Source organism: Streptomyces sp. NPDC044002 (assembly GCF_056434525.1).
This window is the reverse complement of record NZ_JBWKEZ010000042.1, coordinates 1-11,063: the sequence shown is the minus strand read 5'-3', so window position 1 is coordinate 11,063 and position 11,063 is coordinate 1. Positions and strand designations below refer to the sequence as shown.

Genomic DNA, 11,063 nt, shown 5'->3' with positions numbered 1-11,063 from the left:
CCCGCGGTCCCCTCTGCCAGCGTCGCACAGGGCGGCGGGAGCGGCCGGTCGACACGGGTGGCGCACGGGAGTACGGGACGCGGCGGACCGGCGGCCGGCGGGTGCGGTCGCGTCGGGTGCCGTCGTACGGGGTGACGTCGTACGGGGTGACGTCGTACGGGGTGACGCGGGCCGGTCGTGCCGGGCCGCGGGGTCAGGTGCCGTCGTAGCCGGCGGTCGGCATGGACAGCCGGCGGTGCACCTCGGCCTTCATGGCGGAGGTGTAGGCCGGCTCCTCGGCCCCGGCGGTCTCCAGCCGTACGCCGCGCCGCTCGCACTCGGCGGTGAACTCCTCGACGGAGCGCAGCGCCCGGGCCAGGACCCGGCGGTTGGGGGCGACGAACAGGTCGACCTGTCCGGCGTCCACGTCGCGCCAGAGCCCGCAGTGGTCGGCCCGCAGCCCGTAGAAGAGCAGGTGCCGGGTGACCACGTACCCCTGCTCGGCGGCCCAGCGCGCGCACACGGCGTGCTGGCCGCGGGTGTCCACGGCGAAGGGGTCGGCATCGAGTTCCTCGAGCGGGGCCAGGCTGGCGATCGCGGCCACGCGCAGCACATCCATGGCGCCCGACCCTACTCCGATCCGGGCCCGGGGAGGAGGGGTGCGCCGGGTTCTGCTTCCGCGCGGGCGGGCAGGGATCGGCCTAGGCTCGGTCTGTCGAGGGAAGGGGGGTGGTGGCGGGTGGCGGTGGAGATCACCTGGTGGGGTCATGCCACGTGTGCGGTACGGGACTCCGGGGTGCGGGTGCTGACGGATCCGCTGTTCGCCCGGCGGCTCGCGCACCTGCGGCGGCGGCGCGGGGCGGTGCCGCCTCCGGAGGCGGCGGAGGCGGACGTGGTGCTGGTCTCGCACCTGCACGCCGACCATCTGCACCTGCCGTCGCTGGCGCTGCTGGCTCCTGGCACCCGGCTGGTGGTGCCGCGCGGGGCCCGCCGGGCGGTGCCGGGGCTGGCACGGCTCGCGGGGGCGCGGGGGCTGGCGGTGACGGAGGTGGTGCCGGGCGAGGAGGTCGGCGTACGGGACGGCGTGCGGGTCCGGGCGGTGAGCGCGCGGCACGACGGGCGCCGGGTGCCGTTCGGGCCGCAGCGGGCGCCGGCGCTCGGGTACGTGGTGGAGGGCGCGGCGCGCACCTACTTCGCCGGGGACACCGGGCTGTTCGACACCATGGCCGAGGAGGTCGGTCCGGTGGACGTGGCGCTGCTGCCGGTCGGGGGCTGGGGGCCGTACCTGGGGCCGGGGCACCTGGACGCGGAGCGGGCGGCGCGGGCCCTGGCGGAGCTGGCTCCGGCGGCGGCGGTTCCGGTGCACTACGGGACGTACTGGCCGATCGGGATGGACGCGGTGCGGCCGCACGAGTTCCACGCGCCGGGCGGGGAGTTCGCCCGGCTGGCGGGGCGGCTCGCGCCGAAGGTAGCGGTACGGGTACCCGGGCACGGGGAGCGGGTGCGGCTGCCGTGACGCGGTGGCGGGTGGCGGCGGAGGTGGTGGGCCGGGTGCCGCCGGAGACCACGCAGCAGGCGGTGGGCTATCCGGCGCTGTTCGTGCTGGTGGCGCTGGGGGCGCTGGTGCCGGTGATCCCGACGGGGGCGCTGGTGAGTTCGGCGGCGGTGGTGGCGTTCCACCAGCAGCAGTCGCTGCCGCTCGGGGTCCTGCTGGTGGTCGCGGTGGGCGCGCTGGCCGCCTTCACCGGGGACGTCGCGCTGTACTGGCTGGGGTCGCGCGGGGTGCGTTCGCGGGGCGGCTCCCGGTGGCTGGAGTCGCTGCGGGGGCGGGCCGAGCCGGAGCGGCTGGAGCGGGCGCGGCAGAAGCTGGACGAGCACGGGGTGCTGGTGCTGGTGCTGTCGCGGCTGCTCCCGGCGGGCCGGATCCCGGTGATGCTGGCCTGCCTGCTGGGCGGGCTGCCGCTGCGCCGGTTCGCCCGGGGGGACGCGCCGGCCTGCGTGGCGTGGGCGGCTACGTACGGGCTGATCGGGATCCTGGGCGGCTCGCTGTTCTCGGAGCCGTGGAAGGGCGTGGTGCTGGCGGTGGGCCTGACGCTGCTGATCAGCGTGGCCCCGGGGGTGTGGCGGCGGCTGCGGCCGGGCAGGGTCCGGCCGTGAACTCCGCCTCCTGGGACACGGTCCGCGCCCTCGCCGCCCGCTTCGACGCGGCCGCCGCCGCACGCGGGGTGCACCCTCCGCAGAGCCACGTACTGCAAGTGCTGAAGATCGGCGAGGAGTTCGGCGAGGCCGCGCAGGCGTTGATCGGCGCGACGGGGAGCAACCCGCGCAAGGGGCAGTCGCACAGCTGGGACGACGTGCACGACGAGGTGTGCGACGTCATCATCACCGGGATGGTGACGCTGGCCCGGATGCGGCCGGACGCGCCGGCCTACTTCGCGGAGCAACTGGCCCTGAAGTCGGCCCGCTTCCTTCCGGACGACCGGGAGCCCTGAGGTGCGCCGCCCTGGCCGCCGGTCTTGTTGCCGTTCCGGCGGCGGTGGGGTGGAATGCCCGCATGGACGCCCACGCCCATGCCCATGCTCATGACCGCGACCCCGACCGTGCCGACGGCCCCGGCGGCGTCCCGCCGGACGGACCCGCCTCGCACCGCGCCGTGCTCGACGAGGTCGGGCCCCGGCTCAGGCGGCTGCGGGAGCGGCGCGGGCTCACCCTGGCCGTGCTGTCCGAGGAGACCGGGATCTCCAAGAGCACCCTGTCGCGGCTTGAGTCCGGGCAGCGGCGGCCGAGCCTGGAGCTCCTGCTGCCGCTGGCGCGTGCCTACCGGGTGGCCCTGGACGAGCTGGTCGGGGCGCCTCCGGTGGGCGATCCCCGGGTGCGGATGACGCCCCGCGCGATGCGGCACGGCGGGACGTCCGTGGCGCTGACCCAGGGCCTGGGACCGCTCCAGGCGTACAAGATGGTCATCCCGGACCGCGGCGCCGACCCCGACCTGCGCACGCACGAGGGCTACGAGTGGCTGTACGTGCTGGCCGGCCGGCTCCGGCTGGTGCTGGCCGGGCACGACCTGGTCCTCGGCCCCGGTGAGGCCGCCGAGTGGGACACCCGGACCCCGCACTGGTTCGGCAGCGCCGACGGGCGGCCGGTGGAGATCCTCAGCCTCTTCGGGAAGCAGGGCGAGCGCATGCACGTGGTCGCGAAGCCGAAGCCGAAGGCGAAGGCCGGGCCGGCGGACTAGAAGCTGCGGGAGGCGCCGATCGGCAGGTCCCAGAGGTCCTCGCGGGGCAGGCCGGCGCGGGCCCAGGCGGCGCGGGTGCGGTGCAGGGGTTCCATGACGGGCTCCGCCGACAGTACGAAGGTGGCCCAGTGCATCGGGGCCATCCTGCGGGCTCCGAGGTCCAGGCAGGCGCGTACGGCTTCCTCCGGGTCGGCGTGCACGTCGCGCAGCCACCAGCGCGGGGCGTAGGCGCCGATCGGCAGGAGGGCGAGGTCGATGCCGGGGTGCCGGCGGCCGATCTCCCCGAACCAGTGGCCGTAGCCGGTGTCGCCCGCGAAGTACACCTTCCGGCTGCGGGCCGTGTCGGTCAGCATCCAGCCGCCCCACAGGGTGCGGCAGGTGTCCAGCAGGGACCGCTTGGACCAGTGGTGCGCCGGGACGAACTCGAAGCGTACGCCGCCCAGTTCCGCCGACTCCCACCAGTCGAGCTCCGTCACCCGGGTGAAGCCCCGGCGGCGGCACCAGCGGGCGAGTCCGGCGGGGACGAAGAGCGCGGTTTCGCGGGGCAGTCGGCGCAGGGTGGGGGCGTCGAGGTGGTCGTAGTGGTTGTGGCTGATCACCACCGCGTCCACGGGCGGCAGTTCCTCCCACGGCACCCCGACGGGAGTCACCCGCGCCGGGGTCCCCAGGATCCGTCGGGACCACACCGGGTCGGTCAGCACCGTCAGGCCGCCGGTCCGCAGCACCCAGCTGGCGTGCCCGGCCCAGGTGGCGGACACCGTCCCCGGAGGCACCGCGGGCAGCGGAGCGGGCTCGTACGGTAGGTCGGGGATGCCGCTCAGCCCCTCGGCCCCGGGCCGGAAGGCGCCCTCGCGGGCCAGCCGGGCGAAGGCGCGCAGCCCGGGCAGCGGGGTGGTCAGCCGGTCGGCGAACGAGCGCGGCCAGCGGCGGTGTTCGCCGAGCGGCCGGGGCGCGGCGGGCACCGGCGCGGGGGCCGGCGGGGGTCCGGCGGGCGCGGCGGGCGCCGGCGGGCGGCGGGCCGTGTGGCCGGGCGGCGCGGCCGCGGCGCCGCCCGGGGCGGTGGTCACGGGGGCGTCCGGCTGGTCCCTCATCGCGAAGTCTCCGTTCGGCGGCGGCCCGCCGGCGCGGGCCGCACTTCAGTCGGCCAGTCCGGCGAGCACCGACCCGAGCCGGTCGAGTGCGCCCCGTACCTGCGGCAGCGTCAGCGGGTCTCGGGCGCCCAGCGCGGCGAGCCGCTCCGCCGGGGTGGCCCCCAGCAGCGGTCCGGTCGACAGCCGTACGCGCGGGGCGCCCAGTTCGTCGGCGAAGCGCTGTCCGCCGGGTGTGGCCGTGCCCAGCCGGGCCCCGAGCCAGTCCTCCAGTTCCATCGCGTCCCCGACCCCGTGCCGGGCGAGGCCGGCGCGCAGCGGGGTGAGGTCGGCGTACAGGTGCCGGCCGGCCTGCGGGGGCCGGGCGAGGGCACCCGCGGCCAGCAGCACCCGGTGCGCGGCGGCGGCCACCGTGCCGTGCAGGGCGGCGGCCGCGTAGGCGCGTCCGGCGACGGCGTCGGTCTCGTCGAGGGCGTGCGCGGCGGCGACCGCGACGGGCCCCGCGACCAGGGCGCCGGTGGCGGTGAGGACGTCGAGGGTGCGGGCGCGCAGCCAGGTGCCGCTCGGGGTGCCGGGGAAGCGGACCACGGCGGCGGGCCAGCCGCCCGGCAGCAGTGCTCCGGCGAGGTCGACGAGGACGGCGGCGCGGTCGGGGAGCATCTCGGCGGGGCTCAGCACCAGCGTGTCGTGCGGCCGGTGCACGGTGTCGCGCCAGCTCTCGTCGCTGACCACGAACAGCCCGGCGGCCTCGGCCGCCTCGCAGGCCTCGCGCACCAGCTCGGGCGGCGGCACGGTCGCGGTCGGGTCGTCGGCCACCGACAGCAGCAGGACGCGCGGGTCGCCGCCCTCGGCGCGGACCCGCCGCACGGTCTCCAGCAGGGCGTACGGGTCGGGGACGCCGCCGCACTCCGCCGGGGTCGGCACGTGGTAGGCCCGTCGTCCCAACAACCGGACCTGCGGGGTCCACCAGGCGGGACAGGGCCGGGGCAGCATGACGTCGCCGCCGTAGGCGCCGAGCAGGGCCAGCAGCAGGGCGGGCGCGCCAGGTCCGGCGGCCACGTTCTCGGGGGCGGTGGCGAGCCCGCGCCGGGCCCAGTGGCGGCAGGCGGCCTCGCGCAGGTCCTGCCCGCCGCCGGGGGGTTCGGGGGCGGCGCGGTCCGCGGCGGCGGCGAGCACGGAGGTCAGCTCCGGCAGGACCGGCAGGCCGGGCTCAGGGGCGGGGGGACCGTACCTGACGGGCCCGCGCCCCTCCGGCGCCGGGCGGCGCCAGAGCCCGGCGAGCCCTTCCGTCATGCCCTCGGCCATCCCCGACACGTGCCCGCCTTCCGCCGCCACCACCGATCGACCCGCCCTTTATACGATTATTTACGTCGATACGCCCGTTAACCGTGACGGCCCCGTCGGGCTTTTCCCCTCACCCCTTCCTCCCCAGGAGGGCCAGCAACCGGGTCTGCGCGTCCGCGCCGGCCGGCACCTCCAGCGGCTGCGCGTACATCCCGCTCGCGGCGAGCCCGTCGGCGTACGGCATGACCTCCTTGATGGAGAACTCGACGAGGTCGGCCGGCAGCCGGTCGTCCGCGCCGATGGCCCGCGACAGGTCCCAGGCGTGCACGACGCAGTCCGCCGTCAGCTCCGAGCAGTACGCCGATCCGCGCGTGGGCCCGTACGAGAGCGTGATCGTCCGGTCCAGCGCGCCGGGCGCGGCGAAGGCCGCGTGCCCGGCGGCAGCGGCCCGGTCCCAGGCAGCCTGCGGGTCGTCGCCCAGCAGGTCGCCGGAGAGTTCGTCGCCCACGTCCGCGACCGTGCGCCCCTCGGTGACCAGCGGCGGGATCCACAGCTGCTCGCCGGTGACGTGGTTGACCAGGTCGCGCACGGTCCACTCGGTGCAGGGGGTGGCCGCGTCCCACTGGGAGGACCCGACGGCCCGCACGCGGTCACCGAAGAGCCGCAACGCGGCGGCGTGCCATTCCAGCAGCGTCTGCGGCATGGGTCTCACCGTCCTTCGCCCCGAGGTCGGCCGCCCCCTGGGCCCCACGATCCTCGCCCCCACCCCTCCCTGCCACCGACCCGCCCAATCCCCTTGCCCCACACCATGCTTGTCCACATGGCGAAACGCATATCTCGCATCGCGAGCGGATCGCCTACGGTGATCACAACGCCTTCGACGACCTTCGACGACGACGAGGAGTACGCCATGACCGACGCCCACGACGCCCGCGACGCCCACGAGACCGCCCTGTACACCCACGGCCACCACGAGTCCGTGCTGCGCTCGCACCGCTGGCGCACCGCAGCCAACTCGGCCGCGTACCTGATCGGCGAACTGCGCCCCGGCATGCGGGTGCTGGACGTGGGCTGCGGCCCGGGCACCATCACGGCGGACCTGGCGGAACTGGTCTCGCCCGGCGGCCGCGTCACCGCGGTCGACGCCGCGGCCGACGTGCTGGAGCAGGCGGCCTCGTACGCCGCCGAGCGCGGACTGTCCGGGGCGGTCGACTTCGCCCAGGCCGACGTCCACGCGCTGCGGTTCCCCGACGACTCCTTCGACGTGGTCCACGCGCACCAGGTGCTGCAGCACGTCGGAGACCCCGTACAGGCGCTGCGCGAGATGCGCCGGGTGTGCCGTCCCGGCGGGATCGTGGCGGTACGGGACGCCGACTACGCGGCGATGACCTGGTACCCGGCGACTCCGGGCCTGGAGGAGTGGCAGAGCCTGTACCGGCGGGTCGCCCGGGCCAACGGCGGCGAGCCCGACGCCGGACGCAGGCTGCTGTCGTGGGCGCGGGCGGCCGGGTTCACCGACGTGGCGGCCTCCGCGACGGCCTGGTGCTACGCCACGCCGGAGGAGGTGTCCTGGTGGTCCTCGCTGTGGGCGGACCGCACCACCGCCTCCTCCTACGCCTCCGTCGCGACGGAGGCCGGCCACGCCACCCCGCAGGAGCTGACCGCCGTCGCCGAGGCCTGGCACGCCTGGGGGAAGGCCCCCGACGCCTGGTTCTCCGTCCTGAACGGCGAACTGCTGTGCCGCGTCTGAGGGACTACTCCGCCGGGCGCATCCGGAAGTCGTACTCCGGGGGCAGGGGGCGGTCCGTGAGGGCCGCCCACACCTCGGACAGGGTCTCCTCCCCCTCCCGCAGGTCGGGGATCTCGAAGCCGTCCTCGAAGACCCGCCGGGCCGCGCCCACGTGCCCCTCGGCCGCCAGCAGCCGGGCGGCCAGCAGCCGGAACCGGCCCTGCTCGCGCAGCGACGGCCGCAGCCGGTCCCAGACGACCCGCGCCGCCGCCGGCCGTCCGGCCGCGAGCAGGGCGGTCATCGCCTCCCGCCCCAGGGCCGCCTCGGCCGCCGCCCAGGACGCACCGTTCCGGCCCTCCCCCGCCAGGCCCGCGAAGGCCGCCTCGTAGCGGTCGGCGGCCCGCTCCGCGTTCCCGGCCAGGGCGTCGGCCGCCGCCAGGCAGCGCAGCAGCGGCCAGCGCGACGGCGCCTGGGCCAGCCCCCGCTCCCAGCTGCGCACCGCCTGGGCGACGTCGCCGGCGTGCCACTGGGCCACCCCCAGGTGGTACTCGGTCAGCGGGTCCGCCGGGGCGGTCTCCAGCATGTCCCGCCAGTGCGCGGCGACCAGGCCCGGGCCGGGCGGGGCGTCCTCGGCCGGCGCGGGGAGGACGCCGGTGCGCCACAGCTCCAGCCAGGGCTCCTGCTCCTCCTCCAGGGTGGATTCCGGGAAGGGGGTGCCGGGCAGCTCGAAGCCCCCGCACAGCACTTCCAGCGCGCCCCAGCCCGAGCCGTCCGCCAGCCGCTCCCCCGGTTCGGTGTCGGCGTGCCCGCGCCACGCCTTGTACGCCGCCTCCAGCGCCCCGGCCGGCAGCACCGCGTCGAGCGCCGCCGAAACCGCCCCGCGCGCCGCCGCCCAGTCGGCCCCGTGCACCGCCGAGGGCTCCGCCGACAGCGGCCCGTACGCCTCCAGCCAGCTGAACTCCGCCCCGGCGTCCAGCCGTACGTGCTCCAGCTGGGTGCGGGCCAGCCCCGCCTGGATCTCGGCGTAGCCGCCCGTACCGGGCTCCGTCAGCCACTCCTGCCACCGCCGGCCGCCCGGCCCCGCGCCCCACGTGAACAGCTTCCGCCCCCGCAGCAGCCCGGTGGAGGCCTGCACCAGCCCGCGCCCTTCCGCATCCAGCGCGGCGATCCAGGGCCGGTCAACGGCCCTGCCCTCGACCTCGTAGAAAAAATCGGCGGGATGGTAACTACTCAACGGATAAGTCCGGTCGGCGCCCTCCCACTCCGGCACGGGAATCCGCCGCAGCGTCCGCTCGTACCCGAAGTGCCAGGCCTCCTCGGCGGGCGCCAGAATCCTCGTCCCGGAGCCCTCGGGGACGGCGGTGTTGGACCACCAGTACACGGGGGCGGGCCGCTCGTGCGGATTGCGCACGCGCACGCCCACGTACAGGTACTCGGAATCCGCGGGCAGCCACAGGTCCACCTGGAACGGCAGGTCGCGCAGCCGCTCCCACTCCCACAGCCGCACCATCACACCCCCGTCGGGCGCCGGTACGAGCGCGGCGTGCAACGGGGAACAGGACAGGGCGGTGTGCCCGGTGGCCCCGATGTTCCACTCGACGCCGCCGGAGAACCAGGCCCCGTTCAGCGCGAAATCAGCGGGCTGGAACACGGGGTTGCGATAAAGCAGTTCACGCCCACTACCCATATGCACCATCGAGTGGATCCGCCCGCCGAGCCCGGGCAGCACGGTGACGCGCAGCAGCCCGTTCTCGATGACGACCGCCTCGAACTCCCGCTCCGCCCGCCGCCGTCCGTATCCGTCGCGGATCCGGACGGGCAGCAGGGAGCGCAGCGGCTCGTGGCCAATCTGCCGCGCCATGTCGCGCGGCAGCCCCTGCCGCGAACGCTCGTCCAGCTCGTGCACCCCGTCGGGGGCGCGCAGCGCGGGCAGCGGGTTGTCAGGACCCAAGGAGGCGGCGGAAAGAATCAGCTGGGCACGTCGCACGGTGGTCGCCATGGGGAAATGGAACACGCGGGTGGGCCGCGTGCACAGTGGTTCCGCACATCACCACCGGTCAGGATTACGCAAAGGCCCCCGCGACCAGGTCGGCGAGCAGCGCGCCCGCACGCGCGTCCGGATCCAGATCCGGGTCGTAAATGGTCACGTTGAGCCCCACGCACCGCGGCGACCGGCCCAACTCACCCAACAGCTCCGCCAGTTCCTCCGGCAGCAGCCCGCCCGGGTCCGGACTGTCCACGGCCGGCATGACGGACGGATCGAGCACATCGGCATCCAGATGGATCCAGAACCCTGCCGTCTCCGGCGGGTGCAGCCCGTCCAGCGCCGCCCGCGCCACCGCACCGGCGCCGCGCTCGCGGATCTCCCCGACGGTGTGGGCCGCGATTCCGGCCGCCCGCAGCTCCGGCAGGTCCCCGTCACCGTCACGCAGCCCGAAGAGCCGCACGTCCTCCTCCCGCAGGTAGGGCCCGAGCCCCTCCAAGTCGCTCAAGCCCTTCTGCCCCCGCCCCGTCGACAGCGCGAGCTCCTCACCCCCGGCCGCCCCGACGGGCCCGTTGACGGCCTCGTTGCCGGGGTGCCGGAAGTCGGCGGAGCCGTCGATGGCGGCGAGGCCGTACCGGCCGAGGCGGCGCATCGCGAGGGCGGCGCCGAGCTGGATGGAGCAGTCCCCGCCCAGCACGACGGGGAACTCCCCGTCCCGCAGGTGCGCCTCGATCCGGTCGGCGAGGGTCACGGTGTACGCGGCGATGGCGTCGGCGTGGAAGACGCCGTCGCCCTCCTTCCACCCACCCCGGTCGTAGCGCGGCGGAACGACCACCCCGCCCTCACGGGCACCGAGCCGCTGGAGCAGCCCTTGCTCGCGCAGCGCGCCGGCGAGCTTGTAGACCCCGGGCACGGTCCCGGGGGCGGGCGGGCGCAGGCCGAGGTTGGACGGGGCGTCGAGGAGTACGAGGCTTCGCATGCCGCCCATCCTGTGGCATGCACCGCTGCCCGTGCCGGGATTTCCGCTGCGCGCTGCCCGCCCCTCCCCACCCTTCGCCCGTTCCCCGGACTCCGCCCGGCCCCTCCCGGGGGCCCCTCCCGGGGGCCCCGCCCCCGGACCCCCGCGCCTCAAACTCCCCCAGCTACCGCTGGGAGGTGCCCCCAGGCGGGGCTGGATTCTGCCCGGCGCCGACAGCTCCATCCCGGCCCGGAACGGGCATCAACCCAAATCGGCCGTCGCCCGCCGAGGAACGAGGAGCGCGTAGCGATCCACCGCGCCCGGACACCTCCAGGGCTGCTCATTTCGCCCTCTGGTGCAGGTATCAGCCCTGGACGGCCGTCGGCCGCCTGAAAACGAGGACCGCGTAGCGATCTGCTGCGCCTGAGGCCTTCCCTGGCTGTCCTGGTCGTCCTCTCATGCGGGTATCGGCCCAAGACGGCCGCCGGCCGCTGAGAAAAGAGAAGCGCGTAGCGATCTGTCGCGCCTGGGGGCTCCCGCACGGGAGGTCGATTACGACCTTCCACGCGCGACTCTTGAGGGCCCGGATGCCCAGCGGGCCGGGGCCCGGCCCCTCGCTGCATCCCTGACGGACCCGTCCCTCCAACTATGGACCGTGCCGTTTCTTTGGGGGTTTCCCGGCAGTCTTTCGGCTTTCCGGGGCGGGTCGGCCTGTCAAGGGTCGCCGAAGGCGATCACGAAGTGACGCGACGAAGGAGCGCCCTTGACAGTGAGGATGTGGGTGGTGGTTCCCGGGGGTCTGACCC

11 protein-coding genes are annotated in these 11,063 nt (G+C 75.7%); 5 read left to right on the top strand and 6 right to left on the bottom strand.

Annotated features, from left to right (window positions below; genetic code table 11):
- Window positions 1-193 precede the first annotated feature (193 nt).
- Window positions 194-598, bottom strand: a complete 405-nt coding sequence (locus AC07A6_RS27130) for a hypothetical protein (protein WP_478778885.1) — start codon at window positions 596-598, stop codon at window positions 194-196.
- Window positions 599-718: 120 nt separating this feature from the next.
- Between AC07A6_RS27130 and AC07A6_RS27125 the strand changes: the two genes are divergently transcribed.
- The 4 genes from AC07A6_RS27125 (at window position 719) to AC07A6_RS27110 (ending at window position 3,214) form a co-directional block, all read left to right on the top strand.
- The gene (locus tag AC07A6_RS27125; RefSeq protein WP_362473244.1) at window positions 719-1,495 is read left to right on the top strand and encodes an MBL fold metallo-hydrolase; all 777 of its coding nucleotides are present in this window, start codon (window positions 719-721) and stop codon (window positions 1,493-1,495) included.
- Window positions 1,492-2,136, top strand: coding sequence for a DedA family protein (locus tag AC07A6_RS27120; RefSeq protein ID WP_362473241.1), 645 nt, complete (start codon window positions 1,492-1,494; stop codon window positions 2,134-2,136). Before AC07A6_RS27125 ends, AC07A6_RS27120 begins: the two co-directional genes overlap by 4 nt.
- Window positions 2,133-2,471: a MazG-like family protein gene (locus AC07A6_RS27115; RefSeq protein WP_478778884.1), complete on the top strand. Its 339-nt coding sequence runs from the start codon at window positions 2,133-2,135 to the stop codon at window positions 2,469-2,471. The genes AC07A6_RS27120 and AC07A6_RS27115 overlap by 4 nt, the downstream gene beginning before the upstream one ends.
- A gap of 62 nt (window positions 2,472-2,533) precedes the next feature.
- Window positions 2,534-3,214: an XRE family transcriptional regulator gene (locus AC07A6_RS27110; RefSeq protein ID WP_478778883.1), complete on the top strand. Its 681-nt coding sequence runs from the start codon at window positions 2,534-2,536 to the stop codon at window positions 3,212-3,214.
- Here AC07A6_RS27110 and AC07A6_RS27105 read toward each other — a convergent pair.
- From AC07A6_RS27105 to AC07A6_RS27095, 3 genes are all read right to left on the bottom strand, one after another.
- Window positions 3,211-4,305, bottom strand: coding sequence for an MBL fold metallo-hydrolase (locus AC07A6_RS27105; protein ID WP_478778882.1), 1,095 nt, complete (start codon window positions 4,303-4,305; stop codon window positions 3,211-3,213). The genes AC07A6_RS27110 and AC07A6_RS27105 overlap by 4 nt on opposite strands.
- Before the next feature lie 45 nt (window positions 4,306-4,350).
- Entirely contained in the window at window positions 4,351-5,595 is a 1,245-nt protein-coding gene (locus tag AC07A6_RS27100) for an aminotransferase class I/II-fold pyridoxal phosphate-dependent enzyme (RefSeq protein ID WP_478778881.1), read from the bottom strand.
- Between the two features lie 121 nt (window positions 5,596-5,716).
- Window positions 5,717-6,289: a TIGR03086 family metal-binding protein gene (locus tag AC07A6_RS27095; RefSeq protein ID WP_362473226.1), complete on the bottom strand. Its 573-nt coding sequence runs from the start codon at window positions 6,287-6,289 to the stop codon at window positions 5,717-5,719.
- A gap of 207 nt (window positions 6,290-6,496) precedes the next feature.
- On the opposite strand from AC07A6_RS27095, the gene AC07A6_RS27090 reads away from it, so the two are divergent.
- On the top strand, window positions 6,497-7,336 hold the full coding sequence (locus AC07A6_RS27090; protein ID WP_478778919.1) for a methyltransferase domain-containing protein: 840 nt from the start codon (window positions 6,497-6,499) through the stop codon (window positions 7,334-7,336).
- Window positions 7,337-7,340: 4 nt separating this feature from the next.
- Here AC07A6_RS27090 and AC07A6_RS27085 read toward each other — a convergent pair whose 3' ends face one another.
- Window positions 7,341-9,314 carry a DUF5107 domain-containing protein gene (locus AC07A6_RS27085; protein WP_478778880.1) on the bottom strand — a complete coding sequence of 658 codons (1,974 nt, stop codon included), beginning with the start codon at window positions 9,312-9,314 and terminating at the stop codon, window positions 7,341-7,343.
- Between the two features lie 64 nt (window positions 9,315-9,378).
- Entirely contained in the window at window positions 9,379-10,278 is a 900-nt protein-coding gene (locus AC07A6_RS27080; RefSeq protein WP_362473220.1) for an arginase family protein, read from the bottom strand.
- Between the last annotated feature and the right edge of the window lie 785 nt (window positions 10,279-11,063).

What these genes read in the sequence shown, in the direction of transcription:
- AC07A6_RS27130 (WP_478778885.1), bottom strand. Translation starts at nt 598, where the DNA reads ATGGATGTGCTGCGCGTGGCCGCGATCGCCAGCCTGGCCCCGCTCGAG.
- AC07A6_RS27110 (WP_478778883.1), top strand. Translation starts at nt 2,534, where the DNA reads ATGGACGCCCACGCCCATGCCCATGCTCATGACCGCGACCCCGACCGT.
- AC07A6_RS27105 (WP_478778882.1), bottom strand. Translation starts at nt 4,305, where the DNA reads ATGAGGGACCAGCCGGACGCCCCCGTGACCACCGCCCCGGGCGGCGCC.
- AC07A6_RS27100 (WP_478778881.1), bottom strand. Translation starts at nt 5,595, where the DNA reads ATGACGGAAGGGCTCGCCGGGCTCTGGCGCCGCCCGGCGCCGGAGGGG.
- AC07A6_RS27095 (WP_362473226.1), bottom strand. Translation starts at nt 6,289, where the DNA reads ATGCCGCAGACGCTGCTGGAATGGCACGCCGCCGCGTTGCGGCTCTTC.
- AC07A6_RS27090 (WP_478778919.1), top strand. Translation starts at nt 6,497, where the DNA reads ATGACCGACGCCCACGACGCCCGCGACGCCCACGAGACCGCCCTGTAC.
- AC07A6_RS27085 (WP_478778880.1), bottom strand. Translation starts at nt 9,314, where the DNA reads ATGGCGACCACCGTGCGACGTGCCCAGCTGATTCTTTCCGCCGCCTCC.
- AC07A6_RS27080 (WP_362473220.1), bottom strand. Translation starts at nt 10,278, where the DNA reads ATGCGAAGCCTCGTACTCCTCGACGCCCCGTCCAACCTCGGCCTGCGC.